Genomic DNA, 16,980 nt, shown 5'->3' on the forward strand with positions numbered 1-16,980 from the left:
GCGCCTCGCTAGGCTAGGCGGGTGGCACACGGTTCCCGACTGGTCGACCTGGTTCACGATCGGATCGAGGATTTCCTCGCCGACCGTACCTCCATTCTCGATGCCGTCTCGGGCGACCTCGCCCCACTCGGCGCATTCTCGAAGCGCTTTCTCAGCGGGGGGAAGCGCTTCCGAGCGCTGTTCTGCTATTGGGGCTGGGAGGCCGCCACGGGCGGCGCCTTCGACCCCTTCGACGGCCCCGACTCGCGCGACCGCTCCCCCGTCATCGCCGCGGCCGCGTCGCTCGAGCTCTTCCACGCCGCGGCGCTCGTGCACGACGACCTCATCGACAACTCGGACACCAGGCGCTCCGCGCCGAGCGCGCACCGGCTCTTCGAGCGGCTGCACGGCGAGTCCGGCTGGGTCGGCGACGGCGAGCAGTTCGGCCGCTCCGCGGCGATCCTGCTCGGCGACCTCCTCCTCGGCTGGAGCGACGAGCTGCTCGACGAGGGTCTCGAGCTCCTCGAGCGGCGTGCGGACGCCCGCGCGGCCAGGGTCGAGTTCATGCGCATGCGCACCGAGGTGACGGCCGGTCAGTACCTCGACGTGCTCGAGGAGCACGCCTGGATCGCGCAGCCCGACGAGGAGCAGCAGCTCCGCGCCGAGCGGGTCATCGTCTACAAGGCCGCGAAGTACAGCGTCGAGGCGCCCCTCGCGATCGGCGCCGCGATCGGCGGCGCGACGCCCGAGCAGGCGGCCGCGCTCCGCGCCTACGGGCTCCCGCTCGGCATCGCCTATCAGCTGCGCGACGACCTGCTCGGCGTGTACGGCGACCCCGAGCTCACGGGCAAGCCGGCCGGCGACGACCTGCGCGAGGGCAAGCGCACGATGCTCATCGCGATCGCCCGCGAGCGGCTCGCGCCGAGCACGCGCCGGCTGCTCGACGAACTGCTCGGCGACCCAGAGCTCGACGAGGCCCAGGTGCGGATGCTGCAGCAGACCCTCAGCGACTGCGGGGCCGTCGACGAGATCGAGGCGCTCATCACCCGTCAGCTGCAGGCCGCGACCGCGGCGCTCGCGGAGGCCCCCATCAGCGAGCACGCCCGGGCCGAGCTCGGCGCGCTCGCCCGCTCCGTCGCGAAGCGGGTCAGCTGAGCGCTCGCCCGGCGCTCGGTGCCCGGGGCCCGCTCACGCCGTCGAGCGGTTCGGATGCCTCGTCAGGCGAGCGCCTGCGCGACGCGCCGCACCTCCGCCTTACGCCCGGCGCGCAGCGCGGCGATCGGCGTCGTGCCGAGGCTGTCCTCCTCGCCGATCAGCCAGTCGAGGGCCTCTTCATCGCTGAAGCCGACGTCGTGCAGCACCATGGCCGTGCCGTGCAGCTCCGGCATCGGCGCACCGTCGCGGAGGAAGTCCGCCGGCACCTTGAGCACCCCGTCGATGCGCCGGCCGAGGAGGTGACGATCGTCGATCAGCCGACGCACCCGTCCGGGCGAGACGTCGAGCAGTTCGACGAGTTCGGGGACGGTCAGCCACTCGGTCGCAGTTGATTCGCTCACGCAGAACAGCCTGCCACGTCGCGGACGGCTCGTGGCCGAGCCGGTCCCGCGCCACGCGGGCGAGGGGTTTGACTCACCCCTTCCCCTGTGCGAGCGTGACGAACAGCCGGTGATCCATGCCGACGAGGGGAATCAGATGACGACACGGCCCGAACCGGAATTCGAGCGGGGGCCTGATCAGGGAGCCTCGGCGGCTCGACCGAGTCTCCGCTCCCGCGCGATCGCTCTGCCGATCGCGGTCATGAGCTCCATCGCGGTCGCGCTCGGCTTCGCACAGCCGGCGGATGCCGCCCCGCAACCGCCGAAGCGGCAGGCGAAGGGCAAGCCCGCGGCCAGCGGAGCGGCCGCCGTCCGGGCGGTCGCCGGCGCGGTGCCCGCCGAGGTCACCGTCGCCGAGGGCGACACTGTGACCGGCATCGCCGAGCGCTACGGACTCTCGACCGCGGAGCTGCTCGCCGCGAACGGGCTCGGTTGGTCGAGCCTGATCTTCCCCGGCCAGCGCCTCGTGCTCCCCGGCGGCGCCCCGCGCGCGAGCGAAGCCGCACCGGAGATCGCTCGTCACACCGTCGCCGCCGGCGACACGATGGGCGGGATCGCCGAACGCTACGGCATCGACCTCGACCAGCTGCTGAGCGCGAACGGACTCGGGCGCGAGAGCCTGATCTTCCCCGGCCAGCAGGTGGTGCTCCCCATCGCCGGCGCCGTCCCCGCCGCGGCGCCGGCGGAGTCGCCGGCTGCGCCGGCCGAGGGCGCCTCGCCGGAGCAGGTCACCGTCGCCGAGGGCGACACCGCCTGGGACCTGGCCGAACGACTCGACGTCGACCTCGAGCAGCTCCTCGCCGCGAACCAGCTCGGGCCGGATGCCGTCCTCCAGCCGGGGCAGGTCCTGACCGTGCCGCGTGCGGCGACCGCGGTCGCCCTCGTCGCCTCGGTGAGCACCGTGCTCACGGAGGAGATGCGGCAGAACGCGAAGCTCGTCATCGACATCGGCCGGGCCCTCGGCGTGCCCGACCGCGGGATCGTGGTCGCCCTGGCCGCCGCCGCCCAGGAGTCGGGGCTCCGCAACGTCCACTTCGGCGACCGCGACTCCCTCGGCCTCTTCCAGCAGCGCCCCAGTCAGGGCTGGGGCACCCCCGAGCAGGTGCTCGACCCGGTGCGCGCGACGACCGCCTTCTACGGTGGGGCGGCGAACCCGAACCCCGGCGTCACGCGAGGCCTCCTGGACATCCCCGGCTGGGAGTCCATGAGCGTGACCGATGCGGCGCAGGCGGTGCAGCTGAGCGCCTACCCGACGTACTACGCGAAGTGGGAGGCGCAGGCCGCGGCCTGGCTCTCCGAGCTCGGCTGACCCCGCGTTCGGGTCACGAAGGGATTTCGATCCCACCGCCCGCGGCGGTTCGAACCCGGAAGGGCATACGCCCTTTCGTAAACTTCTACGGTGACCACAGCGCCCGTCGACCCGATGCTCGGCCGTCTCATCGACGGCCGGTACCAGGTGCGCTCGCGGATCGCCCGCGGCGGCATGGCCACCGTCTACCTCGCGACCGACCTGCGCCTCGAGCGCCGGGTCGCGATCAAGATCATGCACGGCCATCTCGCCGACGACAACACGTTCAAGACGCGGTTCGTGCAGGAGGCCCGTTCGGCCGCGCGCCTGGCCCACCCGAACGTCGTCAACGTCTTCGATCAGGGCCAGGACGCCGACATGGCGTACCTCGTCATGGAGTACCTTCCCGGCATCACGCTGCGCGACCTCCTGAAGGACTATCAGCGCCTCACGCCCGAGCAGACCGTGGACATCATGGACGCCGTGCTCGCCGGGCTGGCCGCCGCGCACAAGGCCGGCATCGTGCACCGCGATCTCAAGCCCGAGAACGTGCTGCTGGCCGACGACGGACGCATCAAGCTCGGCGACTTCGGCCTCGCCCGGGCGGCGAGCGCCAACACCGCCACCGGGCAGGCCCTGCTCGGCACCATCGCCTACCTCTCCCCCGAGCTGGTGACCAGGGGCGTCGCCGATGCCCGCAGCGACATCTACGCGGTCGGCATCATGATGTACGAGATGCTCACCGGCGAGCAGCCCTACGTGGGCGAGGCGCCGATGCAGATCGCCTACCAGCACGCGAACGACCAGGTCCCGACCCCGAGCTCGAAGTTCTCGGGCGTCCCGCCGGAGCTCGACGAGCTCGTGCTGTGGGCCACCTCGCGCGACCCCGAGCAGCGTCCCGCCGACGCGCGGGCGATGCTCGATCGCCTGCGCGAGGTGGAAGGGGCCGTCCGCGGCGTCGCCGGCCCGGTCCCCGCGCTGGACCAGCCGACCATGGTGCTCGCGGACGCCACGGCCACCGCGGAGACCCGGGTGCTGAACCCGGCATCCGCGCCCGTTCCGACCGCCCTCGCCGCTCCGGAGGAGCAGGGCGAGGAGTCCGCCGCGCTCTCGGCCCGCGCCTCCGCCCGCAAGCGCAAGGGCTACTGGCTGTTCGCGCTCGTGCTGCTGCTCGCCGGACTCGCCGGCGGCACCGGTTGGTACTTCGGCGCCGGTCCCGGGGCCTCCGTCACCGTCCCGGTGACCGCCGGCCTCGAGCCCGCGGCGGCGGAGCAGGTGCTCACGGACGCCGGCTTCCAGGTCGCGCAGGGCGAACGCAACGACCCCGAGATCGCCGCGGGTCTCGTCTCGGGCACCGATCCCGCCGAAGGAGCCCAGGCGCGGCGCGGGGCGACCGTCACCGTGCTCGTCTCCCTCGGCCCGCGCATCCTCCAGGTGCCGGACGTCGTCGGCGACCCGGAAGCGGCGGCGCGGCAAGCGCTCAGCGACTTCACGGTGGGCGACGAGGTGGTGAAGCAGTTCAGCGACGAGATCGACGCCGGCGCCGTCATCGGCCTGCTCGACGCCGCCGGCGCGCCGCTCCCCGCCGAGTACGCCGAGCGCGGCGCGATCACCCTGATCGTGTCCGTCGGCGCCGTGCCCCAGGTCGCCGGGATGACCCTCGCCGACGCCGAGGCGGCGCTCGACGCCGTCGGACTGGAGGCGTCGCAAGGCGATCCGCAGTTCAGCGACGAGGTCCCGGTCGACGTCGTCATCAGCGCCGAAGCGCAGAACGATCCGATGCGCCCGGGCGACAGCGTGCTGCTCGTCGTCTCGAAGGGTCCTGATCTCGTCGAGGTGCCGAACGTCATCACCGGCCAGACGATCGCCGCGGCGCGCGAGCAGCTCGAAGCGCTCGACTTCGCGGTGACCTCGAACGTGCCCGGATTCCTCGAGGGAGCCGTCGTCGCGGCGAAGCAGAGCGTGGCTCCTGGTGAGCGCGTGAAGCGCGGCACCGAGATCTCCGTCAACTTCTGAGCCGCGCTCCGACGCGCCTCGGGCGGGCTCGATTTTGGATGCCGCACGGCGAACGGCGGCGCCCCGCCGAAGCGGGGCGCCGCCGTTCCGTCGCGCGCGTTCAGCGAGCGGCGAGCTCCTCGGCCACCAGGAAGGCGAGCTCGAGGGACTGCATGTGGTTCAGCCGCGGGTCGCAGAGCGACTCGTAGCGCGTCGCGAGCGTCGCCTCGTCGATGTGCTCGGAGCCGCCGAGGCACTCGGTGACGTCGTCGCCGGTGAGCTCCACGTGGATGCCGCCCGGGTGCGTGCCTGCCGCGCGGTGCGCCTCGAAGAAGCCCTTGACCTCGTCGACCACGTCGTCGAAGCGACGGGTCTTGTAGCCGGTGGGCGTCGTGATGCCGTTGCCGTGCATGGGGTCGGTCACCCACAGCGGCTGCGCGTCGGACCGCTTGATCGCCTCGAGCAGGGGCGGCAGCGCCTCCCGGATGCGGCCGGCGCCCATGCGGGTGATGAACGTCAGGCGACCCGGCTCGCGATTCGGGTCGAGCTTCTCGACGAGCTCGAGCATCGTCTCGGGCGTCGTCGTCGGCCCGAGCTTCACCCCGATCGGGTTGCGGACGCGCGAGAGGAAGTCGACGTGCGCGCCGTCGAGCTCGCGGGTGCGCTCACCGATCCAGATGAAGTGCGCCGAGGTGTTGTACGGCGTCCCGGTGCGCGAGTCGATGCGGGTCATCGGGCGCTCGTAGTCCATCAGCAGGCCCTCGTGACCCGTGTAGAACTCCGTGCGCTTCAGTTCCTCGAAGTCGGCGCCGCAGGCGTCCATGAACTTCACCGCGCGGTCGATCTCGCGCGCGAGCTTCTCGTACCTGGCGTTCGCCGGGTTCGCCGCGAAGCCCTGGTTCCACTGGTGCACCTGCCGGAGGTCGGCGAAGCCGCCCTGCGTGAAGGCCCGGATGAGGTTCAGCGTGGAGGCCGCCATGTGGTAGCCCTGCAGCAGCCGACGCGGGTCGGCGGCACGCGACTCCGGGGTGAAGTCGTAGCCGTTCACGATGTCGCCGCGGTACGCGGGCAGCGTCACGTCGCCGCGCGTCTCGGTGTCGCTCGAGCGCGGCTTCGCGAACTGCCCCGCCATGCGGCCCATCTTCACGACCGGCATCGAGGCGCCGTAGGTCAGCACGACGGCCATCTGCAGCAGGGTCTTGACCCGGTTGCGGATCTGGTCGGCCGTGGCGCCGGCGAAGGTCTCGGCGCAGTCGCCGCCCTGCAGGAGGAACGCCTCGCCGCGGGAGGCGGTGGCCAGCCGCTCGCGGAGCATGTCGACCTCGCCGGCGAAGACCAGCGGCGGCAGCGTGGCGAGTTCGGCCGAGGCGGCGGCGGCCGCGGCCGCATCGGGCCACTGCGGCTGCTGCTTGATCGGCAGCGTGCGCCAATAGTCGAGGCCCGCGATCACATCGGGATCTGCGTTCACGAAGGGCTCGACGAGCTGTTGCACTGGATGTCCTGGAGGGTCGGGCGCGCGATCGCGCGCGGGTGCGAAACGACGCCGCGCAGCGCGGCGTCGTAGGACGAGCCTACCGCGCCTCGGAGGCCCGTCGTTCCTTGACCGAACTCGCGTAGACGTCCACGTATTCCTGGCCGCTGAGCTCGCGCAGTTCGTAGACGAGCTCGTCGGTCACGCTGCGCAGCACGAAGCGGTCGCTCTCGAGGCCGTGGAAGCGCGAGAAGTCGAGCGGATCGCCGATCACGATGCCGATGCGCCGCACCTTCGGGAGCCGAGTGCCGATCGGCATGACCTCGGCGGTGCCGATCATGGCGACGGGCACGACCGGCGCGCCGGACTCCAGCACCATGCGGGCGACCCCGGTGCGTCCGCGGTACAGCTTCGCATCGGGGCTGCGGGTGCCCTCGGGGTAGATGCCGAGGATTCGGCCCTCGCTGAGCACCCGGAGGCCGGTGTTGAGGGATGCCTCGGACGCCTTGCCGCCGCTTCGGTCGATCGGCAGCTGCCCGGTGGCCTGGAAGAAGAGCTTGGTGGCCCAGCCCTTGAGCCCCCGACCGGTGAAGTACTCGCTCTTGGCGAGGAAGACGACCGGCCGGTCCACGACGAGCGGCAGGAAGATCGAGTCGATGAAGGAGAGGTGGTTCGAGGCGAGGATGACCGGCCCGTTCGCGGGGATCTTCTCGAGGCCGACGATCCAGGGGCGGAAGATCGCGAGGAGCACCGGCCCCACGACGATGTGCTTCATGATCCAGTAGAACACCCGAGCTCCCCGTCTCGTCCTTCGCGCCCGCCCCGGGCGGAGTCCAGCCTAGCGATCAGGCGTGCTGCTCGACCCACACGCGCGCGAGGTCGGCGGCTCCCACGACGCCGGCGTCGTTCACGAGTTCGGCGATCACGAAGTCCGGCTCGGGGTGGTAGCCCCTCGCGGGCAGGTGCTCGAGGTACGCCTCGCGGATCGGCTGCAGCAGCAGCTCGCCGGCGACCGCCACGCCGCCGCCGAAGACGAAGCGCTGTGGGTCGAGCACCGCCGAGAGGCTCGCCGCGGCCTGCCCGAGCCACTGCCCGAGCTGGCGCAGCGCCGTGAGCGCGCCGGGGTCGCCGGCCTCGATGAGCGCGCCGACGAGCGCGCCGTCGAGCTTGCCGTGCTCGGCCCGAGTGCGGGCGAGCGCCTGGCCGATGCCGCCGGCGTCGGCGATCTCGCCGGCCATCCGCAGCAGCGCCCGGCCGGAGCCGTACTGCTCGAGGCATCCGTGCTGACCGCAGCCGCAGGCGATGCCGCCGGGGACGAGCCGGAGGTGGCCGAGCTCGGCGCCGGCGCCGAAGCCGCCGCGGAAGAGGCGGTCGCTCGCGACGATCGCGCCGCCGACGCCGGTGCCGATCGTGAGCATCACCATGTCGCTCACGAGCCGTCCGGCGCCGAAGCGGAACTCGGCCCAGCCCGCGGCGTTCGCGTCGTTGTCGACGACCACGGTGCCGCCGACGCGGGCCTCGAGCTTCTCGCGGAAGGGCTCGTTGCGCCAGTCGATGTTGGGCGCGTAGTAGACGGTGGACTGCGCCGCGTCGATGAATCCGGCCGCCGCGACCCCGACGGCGTCGATGCCGCCCGTCGCGTGCTCGTCGGCGCGGAGCCGCCCGATCATCGCGACCACCTCGTCCTCGACGGCTCGGGCGTCGCCGGCCGGGGTGGGCACGCGGTCCTGCGCGACGATGCTGCCGAGCTCGTCGACGATCGCTCCCGCGATCTTCGTACCGCCGATGTCGATGCCGATCGCGTGCGCCACGAGGCCGCCTTTCAGGGGGAACGGGAAGGTTCGCGCCGCCGCCGAACGCCTGGGCGCGCGCGGGCAACGACTAGAGTGTAGTCAACCCAACGCCGAGGCCCGACCTGCGTCGAAGCGCGAAGGCCTCCCCGGTGCCGAAGGAGCTGCCGTGACCGAATTCGCAACGCCCGCCGTTGTCGCCGCCGACCCGCATGCGAACACCACCGACCTGCTGGTGGAACGCGTGCGCGCCACCCCCGACGCCGCGTTGTTCTCGCTGCCGACCGCCGACGGCGGTTGGTCGCCGGTGACGGCGAAGGAGTTCCACGCGCAGGTGATCGCCCTCGCCAAGGGGCTGGCCGCGGCCGGCATCCAGCCTGGCGACAAGATCGGCCTGATGTGCAAGACCCGCTACGAGTGGACGCTCATCGACTTCGCCGTGTGGTTCGCCGGCGCGGTGCTCGTACCCGTCTACGAGACGAGCTCCCCCGCGCAGGTGCGGTGGAACCTCAGCGACTCCGGGGCGATCGCCATCATCGTCGAGACCCCCGACCACTTCAGCCGCTTCGACGAGGTGCACCCGGATCTGCCCGCCGTGCAGCACGTCTGGCAGATCGACCTGGGCGACCTCGACAAGCTCGCCGCCTCCGGCGGCGAGGTGTCCGACGAGGAGATCGAGCGGCGCCGCTCGATCGCCAACGCCGACGACATCGCGACGCTTATCTACACCTCGGGGTCCACCGGCAAGCCGAAGGGCTGCGTACTCACCCACGCGAACTTCGTCGAGCTGTCCCGCAACTCCGCGGTCGCGCTCGACGAGGTCGTGCTCGACCCCAACGGCGCCTCGACCGTGCTGTTCATCACCCTCGCGCACGTCTTCGCCCGCTTCATCGCGGTGCTCTGCGTGCACGCCGGCGTGCGCGTCGGCCACCAGCCGGACACGAAGCAGCTACTGCCCGCGCTCTCGAGCTTCAAGCCGACCTTCCTCCTCGCGGTCCCCCGCGTCTTCGAGAAGGTCTACAACGTCTCCGAGCAGAAGGCCGAGGCCGGCGGCAAGGGAAAGATCTTCCGCGCCGCCGCCGAGACCGCCGTCGCGTACTCGACCGCGCTCGAGCAGGGCTCGGTGCCGTTCGGCCTGAAGCTCCGCTTCCGGCTCTTCGACGCGCTCGTCTTCAAGAAGCTGCGGGCGGCGCTCGGCGGCAACGTGAAGTACGCGGTGTCCGGCTCCGCTCCGCTCGGCGCCCGCCTCGGGCACTTCTACCACGCCCTCGGCATCGCGATCCTCGAGGGCTACGGCCTGACCGAGACGACCGCGCCCGCCACGGTGAACCTGCCGAAGCGCTCGAAGATCGGCACCGTCGGTCCGGCGCTGCCGGGCGTCGCGCTCCGGCTCGCGGACGACGGCGAGATCCAGGTGAAGGGCGTCAACGTCTTCAAGGAGTACTGGAAGAACCCTGAGGCGACCGCCGAGGCCTTCGACGGCGAGTGGTTCAAGACGGGCGACATCGGCTCCTTCGACGACGAGGGCTTCCTCACGATCACCGGGCGCAAGAAGGAGATCATCGTCACGGCCGGGGGCAAGAACGTCGCCCCCGCCGCGCTCGAAGACCCGATCCGGGCGAACCCGCTCGTCGGCCAGGTCGTCGTCGTCGGCGACAAGAAGCCGTTCATCTCGGCGCTCGTGACCCTCGACCCGGAGATGCTGCCGGTGTGGCTGAACAACAACGGCGAGGACGCCGGCATGAGCCTCGACGAGGCGGCGGCGAACGAGGCCGTCCGCGCCGAGGTGCAGCGGGCGATCGACGCCGCGAACGAGCTCGTCTCCCGTGCCGAGTCGATCCGCAAGTTCACGGTGCTGCCGCTCGAGCTCACCGAGGCGAGCGGTCACCTGACGCCGAAGCTCAGCATCAAGCGCAACGTCATCCTCGAGGACTTCGCCGGCGAGATCGAGGCGATGTACTCGGGCGCGCCGGCGACCGAGGGCATGTCCGCGATCAGCTGATCACCACGAACGACGAAGGGGCGCCGCATCCGCGGCGCCCCTTCGTCGTTCGTCCTGCGACTCAGAACCAGTCGGACTCGCGTACCTCGCGCATCGCGACCCGGCGCTCGGCCGGCTCGAGACGATCGAGGTAGAGGATGCCGTCGAGGTGGTCGGTCTCGTGCTGCAGCGCCTGCGCGAGCACCCCGGTGCCCTCGACGACGATCTCCTGGCCGTCGAGGTCGATCCCGCGCACGCGCGCGTAGGGGTGGCGCGGGGTGTCGTGCCAGAGCCCGGGCACCGAGAGGCAGCCCTCGCCGGTCGGCTCCTTCTCGCCGCGCACCTCGACGAGCTCGGGGTTCAGCACGTAGCCGATCCGGCCGTCGACGTTGTAGCTGAACGCCCGGAGGTTGACGCCGATCTGCGGGGCCGCGACCCCGGCGCGCCCGGGCAGCTTGACCGAGTCGAGGAGATCCGCGACGAGCCCCCTGACGCCGTCGTCGATGGTCTCGATCGGCGCGGACCGGGCCTTCAGCACGGGATCGCCGAAGACACGGATGGGACGTTCAGGCACGGAGGCTCCATTTCCGGGCCCGCGACAGGCGGGCATTGCGAGCGGTTCAGGTGGGCGGCGACAGCGTATCGTGACTCAGGCGGGTCGGACGACGACGAGCAGGTCGCCCGCCTCGACCTGCTGGGTCTTCGGGATCGCGACCCGCTCGACCACGCCCGCCACCGGCGAGGTGATGGCCGCCTCCATCTTCATGGCCTCGATCGAGGCCACGGCCTGGCCGACCTGGATCTCGGCGCCCGGCTCGACCTGGAGGGTGACCACACCCGAGAACGGGGCGGCGACGTGCCCCGGCTGCGAGGCGTCCGCCTTCTCCGCGGCGCGGGTGTCCACCGTGATGGAGCGGTCGCGCACGAAGACGGGACGGAGCTGACCGTTCAGGATGGTCATGACGGTGCGCATGCCCTTGTCGTCGGCCTCGCCGATCGCTTCGAGCCCCGCGTACAGCCGCACGCCCTTGTCGATCTCGATGACGTGCTCGGCGCCCGAGCGCAGCCCGTAGAGGTAGTCGGCGGTGTCCACGACGGAGAGGTCGCCGAAGAGCTCGCGGATCTGCTCGAACTGCCGGGTCGGCGCCGGGAACAGCAGCGTGTTCAGCATCGCGCGACGGCCGGCGGAGTCGCCCTCGAGCGCGGCGCGCTGCGCCTCGTCGAGCTCGGCCACGCCGATGCGCACGTCGCGACCGGCGAGCACCTTCGAGCGGAAGGGCTCGGGCCACCCGCCCGGGAGGTCGCCGAGCTCGCCGGCCATGAAGCCGACGACCGAGTCGGGGATGTCGTACTTCTCGGGGTTCGCGGCGAAGTCGGCCGGGTCGGCCTTGACCGCGGCGAGGTGCAGGGCGAGGTCGCCGACCACCTTCGACGAGGGGGTCACCTTCGGCACACGGCCGAGGATGTCGTTCGCCGCCGCGTACATGTCCTCGATGAGCTCGAAGTCGTCGGCGAGGCCGAGCGCGATCGCCTGCTGACGCAGGTTCGAGAGCTGGCCGCCCGGGATCTCGTGGTGGTACACCCGGCCGGTGGGGCCGGGCAGGCCCGACTCGAACGGGCGGTACAGGCGACGCACCGCTTCCCAGTAGGGCTCGAGGTCGGAGACCGCGTCGAGCGAGATCCCCGTGTCGCGCTCGGTGTGCGCGAGCGCGGCCACGAGCGAGGAGGCGGACGGCTGGCTCGTGGTGCCCGCCATCGGCGCGCTGGCGACGTCGACCGCGTCGACGCCCGCCTCGGACGCGGCGAGGAGCGTCGCCAGCTGGCCGCCGGCGGTGTCGTGCGTGTGCAGGTGCACCGGCACGTCGAAGCGCTCGCGGAGCGCTCGGACGAGCTTCGCCGCCGCGGCCGGACGGAGCAGGCCCGCCATGTCCTTGATCGCGAGCACGTGCGCGCCGGCGCCGACGATCTCGTCGGCGAGGCGCAGGTAGTAGTCGAGCGTGTAGAGGTCCTCGGCGGGGTCGAGCAGGTCGCCCGTGTAGCAGAGCGCCACCTCGGCGAGCGAGTGCCCCGTCTCGAGCACGGCGTCGATCGCGGGACGCATCTGGGCGACGTCGTTCAGCGCGTCGAAGATGCGGAAGACGTCGACGCCCGTCGACGCGGCCTCGCGCACGAAGGCGTCGGTGACCTCGGTGGGGTACGGCGTGTAGCCGACCGTGTTGCGGCCGCGCAGCAGCATCTGGATCGCGACGTTCGGCAGCGACTCCCGGAGTGCGGCGAGCCGCTCCCAGGGATCCTCGCCGAGGAAGCGGAGGGCGACGTCGTAGGTCGCGCCGCCCCAGGCCTCCACCGAGAGCAGCTGCGGGGTGAGCCGGGCCACGTACGGCGCGACGGCGATCAGGTCCTTCGTGCGCACGCGGGTCGCGAGCAGCGACTGGTGGGCGTCGCGGAACGTCGTCTCGGTGACCGCGAGCGGGGTCTGCGCGCGGAGCGCGGCGGCGAAGCCGGCGGGCCCGAGCTCGAGCAGCCGCTGGCGCGAGCCGTCGGGCGCGGGCTGGGAGAGGTCGAGCTTCGGCAGCTTGTCGACCGGGCGGACCGAGATCGGCGCGGCCCCGTTCGGCTGGTTGACGGTGACGTCGGCGAGCCAGTTCAGGATCTTGGTGCCGCGGTCCTTCGAGACGCGGCCGCGCAGCAGCTGCGGGCGCTCATCGATGAAGGAGGTGCTGAGGTCGCCGGCGACGAACGCCGGGTCGTCGAGCACGGCCTGCAGGAAGGGGATGTTCGTGGAGACGCCGCGGATGCGGAACTCGGCGAGGGCGCGCTTCGCCCGGGCGACGGCGGCCGTGTAGTCGCGACCGCGGCAGGTGAGCTTCGCGAGCATCGAGTCGAAGTGCGGGCTGATCTGCGCGCCGGGGTTCACGGTGCCGCCGTCGAGGCGGATGCCGGCGCCGCCGGGCGAGCGGTAGGTCGTGATCTTGCCCGTGTCGGGACGGAAGCCCGAGGTGGGGTCCTCCGTCGTGATACGGCACTGCAGGGCCGCCCCGCGGAGGCGGATCTCGTCCTGGTGCAGGCCGAGCTCGCCGAGGGTCTCCCCCGCGGCGATGCGCATCTGCGCCACGACGAGGTCGACGTCGGTGACCTCCTCGGTCACCGTGTGCTCGACCTGGATGCGGGGGTTCATCTCGATGAAGACGTGCTCCCCGGCCCGCTCGCCCGCGGTGTCGAGCAGGAACTCGACTGTGCCCGCGTTCACGTAGCCGATGGAGCGGGCGAAGGCGATCGCGTCGCGGTAGAGCGACTGCCGCACCTCGTCCGACAGGTTCGGCGCGGGAGCGATCTCGATGACCTTCTGGTGGCGCCGCTGCACGGAGCAGTCGCGCTCGAAGAGGTGCACGGTCTCACCGCTCGCGTCGGCGAGCACCTGGACCTCGATGTGACGGGGCCGGAGCACGGCCTGCTCGAGGAACATCGTCGGGTCGCCGAAGGCGCTGTCGGCCTCGCGCATCGCCTCCTCGAGCGCCGGACGGAGCTCCTCGGGCGAGTTCACCCGACGCATCCCGCGGCCGCCGCCGCCGGCGACGGCCTTCGCGAAGATCGGGAAGCCGATGCTCTCGGCCTGGCCGACCAGCCAGTCGAGGTCGCGCGAGGGCGGGGTCGACTTCAGCACGGGGACGCCGGCGGCGATCGCGTGCTCCTTCGCCGTGACCTTGTTGCCGGCCATCTCGAGCACCTGCTTCGGCGGCCCGATGAAGGCGATGCCGGCCTCGGCCGCGGCCTGGGCGAGCTCGGGGTTCTCGGAGAGGAAGCCGTAGCCCGGGTAGATCGCGTCGGCGCCCGACTCCTTCGCCACCCGGATGATCTCCGAGATGTCGAGGTAGGCGCGGACCGGATGGCCCGGCTCACCGATCTGGTACGCCTCGTCGGCCTTCAGACGATGCAGCGAATTGCGGTCCTCGTAGGGGTAGACCGCGACGGTCTTCGCACCCACTTCGTTCGCCGCGCGGAACGCGCGGATGGCGATCTCGCCACGATTCGCAACCAGGATCTTCGTGAACATGCAGGCCTCTCGGTCAGCGGGCTGCGGACGCGCACAGCGAACGCTGAGCAATCCATCGAGTCATAACGGTAACGTATCTGTTCGTGCACGTTCTTTCGGTCAGCTCCCTCAAGGGCGGCGTCGGCAAGACGACGGTCACGCTCGGTCTCGCCTCCGCGGCGTTCGCCCGAGGCATCCGGACCCTCGTCGTCGACCTCGACCCGCAGTCAGACGTGTCCACGGGCATGGACATCCAGGTCGCCGGTCACCTGAACGTCGCCGACGTCCTCGCCTCCCCCAAGGAGAAGATCGTCCGCTCGGCGATCGCGCCGAGCGGGTGGGCCAGGCAGAACCCGCAGTCCACGATCGACGTCATGATCGGCAGCCCGTCCGCCATCAACTTCGACGGCCCGCACCCGTCCATCCGCGATATCTGGAAGCTCGAGGAGGCGCTCGCGAACGTCGAGGCCGACTACGAGCTCGTCCTCATCGACTGCGCGCCCTCGCTGAACGCGCTCACCCGCACCGCCTGGGCCGCGAGCGACCGCGTCGCCGTCGTCACCGAGCCCGGGCTGTTCTCCGTGGCCGCCGCCGACCGCGCCCTGCGGGCGATCGAGGAGATCCGCCGCGGCCTCTCCCCCCGGCTGCAGCCCCTCGGCATCATCGTGAACCGGGCGCGCGTGCAGTCGCTCGAGCACCAGTTCCGCATCAAGGAGCTGCGCGACATGTTCGGCCCCCTCGTGCTGAGCCCGCAGCTGCCCGAGCGCACCTCGCTGCAGCAGGCGCAGGGCGCGGCGAAGCCGCTGCACATGTGGCCCGGTGAGAGCGCCGAGGAGATGTCGGCGAACTTCGATCAGCTGCTCGACCGCGTGCTTCGGGCCGCCCGCATCGGCGACCCCGGCGCTCCCGAGTCCGCGGCGACCCCGATCGCGACCGGTGCGGTGCCGCGAGCCGAGCTCGAGGCGCCGTCCGCCTGATCCGGCGGGCGAGCGTGCCGGTGCGCACCTGATCGGTGCGTGGCAGGATCAGGAGATCTTGCGCGTCTTCGCCCCGCGGCGGGCGGCGAGCTCGTCCATCGGGTCGGACGGCTGGGTGTCCAGCTCGACGAGCGTCGACTCGACCTCGCGGAGCACCTTGCCGACGGCGATGCCGAACACGCCCTGCCCGCGGTTCACGAGGTCGATGACCTCGTCGTCCGAGGTGCAGAGGTAGACGCTCGCGCCGTCACTCATGAGGGTCGTCTGAGCCAGGTCGTGCACGCCCGACTCGCGCAGCTGGGTGACCGCGGTGCGGATCTGCTGCAGGGAGATGCCGGTGTCGAGCAGGCGCTTGACGAGCTTCAGCACCAGGATGTCGCGGAAGCCGTAGAGCCGCTGCGAGCCGGACCCGGCCGCCCCGCGGACGGTCGGCTCGACGAGCTGGGTGCGGGCCCAGTAGTCGAGCTGGCGATAGCTGATGCCGGCGGCGCGGGCGGCGATGGCCCCGCGGTACCCGGTGCCCTCGTCGTGCTCGGGGAGTCCGTCGGTGAACAGCAGGCCGAGGTCGTACCGTGCGCGTTCGCTCCGATCGAGCTCGCTCATCCGTCACCCCTCACTCTGGCCGTTCCACGGCCGGACGACTCCCACGCTACCGACCCCGAGGGTCGGCGCCAAACACATCGGGCCGAACGTCACGGCGTGTCGCATCGGCTCAGTGCGAGAGCCGCGCGACGGCCGCTCGCAGGGCCAGCTCGTGCACCGTCTCGAGCTCGCCGGCGAGCTCGCGCGCCCGTTCGCCGGAGCGGGCCTTGCCGGCCGGATCCGTGCGGCGCTCCGGCGTGATCGCGCGTTCGATGAGCGCTGCTTCGCGCTCGGCCGCGACGCGGATGCCGCGGAGGTGCCGAGGCTCGATGCCGACGGCCCGCAGGGCCACGAGTGAGCGCAGCAGCGTCAGGGCGTCGTCGCCGTACACCTCCGCCGGCACGAGGAGCGAGACCGCGATCGCCTCGTCGAGCAGCTGGCGCGTCGCACCGGCCGCCTCGACGAGTTCGCGCCGGCTCAGGCGCCGGGCGCCGCCGAGGTGGACCGCGGCGCTCGTCGCACCGGGAAGAGCGGGCGTCTCACCGCGGTCGATCGCATCGAGGTGCTCGCGGATGACCTTGAGCGGGAGGTACTGGTCGCGCTGCAGCGAGAGCACGACCGTGATCCGCTCGATGTCGGCCTCGGCGAACTTGCGATACCCGGCCGCGGTCCGCGCGGGCGTGACGAGGCCGCGCTCTTCGAGGAATCGGAGCTTCGACGGCGTCAGCTCCGGGAACTCCGGCTGGAGTCGGGCGAGAACCTGCCCGATGCCCAGGAGCGGCGCGCGGCCGCTCGCACCCGCGGATGCCGCGGTGGGGGTCACTCGCCGCTCGCCGGCACCAGGTCGCGGCGCGAAGCGTAGAAGGTGAGGCGGAACTTGCCGATCTGCACCTCGGCCCCGTCGGCGAGCAGCGCCGTCTCGATGCGCACGCCGTCGTAGTAGGTGCCGTTCAGCGAGCTCAGGTCTTTCACCTCGAACGCCGTGCGGTGCCGCACGAACTCCGCATGCTTGCGCGAGACGGTCACATCGTCGAGGAAGATGTCGGCATCGGGGTGGCGGCCGACCGTCGTCACCTCGGTGTCGAGGAGGAACCGGGCGCCGCTGTTCGGGCCACGGCGGACGATCAGCAGGGCCGACCCGGAGGGAAGCGCGTTGATCGCCTCCTGCTCCTCGGGCGTCACGTCGGTATCGAGCGCGGCGAGCTGCGCCGCCGCCTCCCGGCTGAACCCGATGGTGGTGTCGTTCGCGTTGCCGCCGAGCTCGTTCGACGAGGTGTTGGTCGTCGGCT

Annotated in this window: 14 protein-coding genes; 5 read left to right on the forward strand and 9 right to left on the reverse strand. The window is 71.8% G+C overall.

Annotated features, from left to right (window positions below; genetic code table 11):
- The first annotated feature begins 21 nt into the window (after positions 1-21).
- Positions 22-1,134, forward strand: a complete 1,113-nt coding sequence (locus QSJ60_RS12520; protein WP_285463815.1) for a polyprenyl synthetase family protein — start codon at positions 22-24, stop codon at positions 1,132-1,134.
- A 62-nt stretch (positions 1,135-1,196) separates the two neighbouring features.
- Here QSJ60_RS12520 and QSJ60_RS12525 read toward each other — a convergent pair whose 3' ends face one another.
- The gene (locus QSJ60_RS12525) at positions 1,197-1,535 is read right to left on the reverse strand and encodes an Rv2175c family DNA-binding protein (RefSeq protein WP_189086691.1); all 339 of its coding nucleotides are present in this window, start codon (positions 1,533-1,535) and stop codon (positions 1,197-1,199) included.
- Positions 1,536-1,776: 241 nt separating this feature from the next.
- Between QSJ60_RS12525 and QSJ60_RS12530 the strand changes: the two genes are divergently transcribed.
- Positions 1,777-2,883, forward strand: coding sequence for a muramidase family protein (locus tag QSJ60_RS12530; protein ID WP_230767048.1), 1,107 nt, complete (start codon positions 1,777-1,779; stop codon positions 2,881-2,883).
- Between the two features lie 114 nt (positions 2,884-2,997).
- Positions 2,998-4,878 carry a Stk1 family PASTA domain-containing Ser/Thr kinase gene (gene pknB, locus QSJ60_RS12535; RefSeq protein ID WP_502871404.1) on the forward strand — a complete coding sequence of 627 codons (1,881 nt, stop codon included), beginning with the start codon at positions 2,998-3,000 and terminating at the stop codon, positions 4,876-4,878.
- Between the two features lie 100 nt (positions 4,879-4,978).
- Here pknB and QSJ60_RS12540 read toward each other — a convergent pair whose 3' ends face one another.
- The 3 genes from QSJ60_RS12540 to QSJ60_RS12550 all read right to left on the reverse strand — a co-directional run bounded on the left by QSJ60_RS12540 (position 4,979) and on the right by QSJ60_RS12550 (position 8,139).
- On the reverse strand, positions 4,979-6,307 hold the full coding sequence (locus QSJ60_RS12540) for a class II 3-deoxy-7-phosphoheptulonate synthase (RefSeq protein ID WP_285465316.1): 1,329 nt from the start codon (positions 6,305-6,307) through the stop codon (positions 4,979-4,981).
- 121 nt (positions 6,308-6,428) lie between these two features.
- Positions 6,429-7,118, reverse strand: coding sequence for a lysophospholipid acyltransferase family protein (locus tag QSJ60_RS12545; RefSeq protein WP_189086689.1), 690 nt, complete (start codon positions 7,116-7,118; stop codon positions 6,429-6,431).
- A gap of 55 nt (positions 7,119-7,173) precedes the next feature.
- The gene (locus QSJ60_RS12550) at positions 7,174-8,139 is read right to left on the reverse strand and encodes an ROK family glucokinase (RefSeq protein ID WP_230767054.1); all 966 of its coding nucleotides are present in this window, start codon (positions 8,137-8,139) and stop codon (positions 7,174-7,176) included.
- 148 nt (positions 8,140-8,287) lie between these two features.
- Here QSJ60_RS12550 and QSJ60_RS12555 point away from each other — a divergent pair, with 148 nt between their 5' ends.
- Positions 8,288-10,120: an AMP-dependent synthetase/ligase gene (locus tag QSJ60_RS12555; RefSeq protein WP_285463817.1), complete on the forward strand. Its 1,833-nt coding sequence runs from the start codon at positions 8,288-8,290 to the stop codon at positions 10,118-10,120.
- A 61-nt stretch (positions 10,121-10,181) separates the two neighbouring features.
- Here the strand turns inward: QSJ60_RS12555 and def are convergent, their stop codons facing one another.
- Both def and QSJ60_RS12565 read right to left on the reverse strand, forming a co-directional pair.
- Complete coding sequence (def, locus tag QSJ60_RS12560; protein WP_189086686.1) at positions 10,182-10,673, reverse strand: peptide deformylase; 492 nt, start codon at positions 10,671-10,673, stop codon at positions 10,182-10,184.
- 75 nt (positions 10,674-10,748) lie between these two features.
- Positions 10,749-14,153, reverse strand: a complete 3,405-nt coding sequence (locus QSJ60_RS12565; RefSeq protein WP_230767060.1) for a pyruvate carboxylase — start codon at positions 14,151-14,153, stop codon at positions 10,749-10,751.
- A gap of 83 nt (positions 14,154-14,236) precedes the next feature.
- Between QSJ60_RS12565 and QSJ60_RS12570 the strand changes: the two genes are divergently transcribed.
- The gene (locus QSJ60_RS12570; protein WP_230767063.1) at positions 14,237-15,109 is read left to right on the forward strand and encodes a ParA family protein; all 873 of its coding nucleotides are present in this window, start codon (positions 14,237-14,239) and stop codon (positions 15,107-15,109) included.
- Positions 15,110-15,157: 48 nt separating this feature from the next.
- On the opposite strand, the gene QSJ60_RS12575 is transcribed toward QSJ60_RS12570, so the two are convergent.
- The 3 genes from QSJ60_RS12575 to QSJ60_RS12585 form a co-directional block, all read right to left on the reverse strand.
- Positions 15,158-15,712 (reverse strand): MerR family transcriptional regulator, encoded by a 555-nt coding sequence (locus QSJ60_RS12575; protein ID WP_189086683.1) that lies wholly within the window; start codon positions 15,710-15,712, stop codon positions 15,158-15,160.
- A 109-nt stretch (positions 15,713-15,821) separates the two neighbouring features.
- Entirely contained in the window at positions 15,822-16,514 is a 693-nt protein-coding gene (gene ftsR / locus QSJ60_RS12580) for a transcriptional regulator FtsR (RefSeq protein WP_230767066.1), read from the reverse strand.
- Positions 16,511-16,924, reverse strand: coding sequence for an FHA domain-containing protein (locus QSJ60_RS12585; protein WP_189086705.1), 414 nt, complete (start codon positions 16,922-16,924; stop codon positions 16,511-16,513). The genes ftsR and QSJ60_RS12585 overlap by 4 nt, the downstream gene beginning before the upstream one ends.
- Between the last annotated feature and the right edge of the window lie 56 nt (positions 16,925-16,980).

Origin of the sequence: Agromyces sp. NBRC 114283 (genome assembly GCF_030268405.1) — a bacterium.
Lineage (GTDB): Bacteria > Actinomycetota > Actinomycetes > Actinomycetales > Microbacteriaceae > Agromyces > Agromyces mediolanus.

What these genes read in the sequence shown, in the direction of transcription:
- QSJ60_RS12530 (WP_230767048.1), top strand. Translation starts at nt 1,777, where the DNA reads ATGAGCTCCATCGCGGTCGCGCTCGGCTTCGCACAGCCGGCGGATGCC.
- pknB (WP_502871404.1), top strand. Translation starts at nt 2,998, where the DNA reads ATGCTCGGCCGTCTCATCGACGGCCGGTACCAGGTGCGCTCGCGGATC.
- QSJ60_RS12565 (WP_230767060.1), bottom strand. Translation starts at nt 14,153, where the DNA reads ATGTTCACGAAGATCCTGGTTGCGAATCGTGGCGAGATCGCCATCCGC.
- QSJ60_RS12575 (WP_189086683.1), bottom strand. Translation starts at nt 15,712, where the DNA reads ATGAGCGAGCTCGATCGGAGCGAACGCGCACGGTACGACCTCGGCCTG.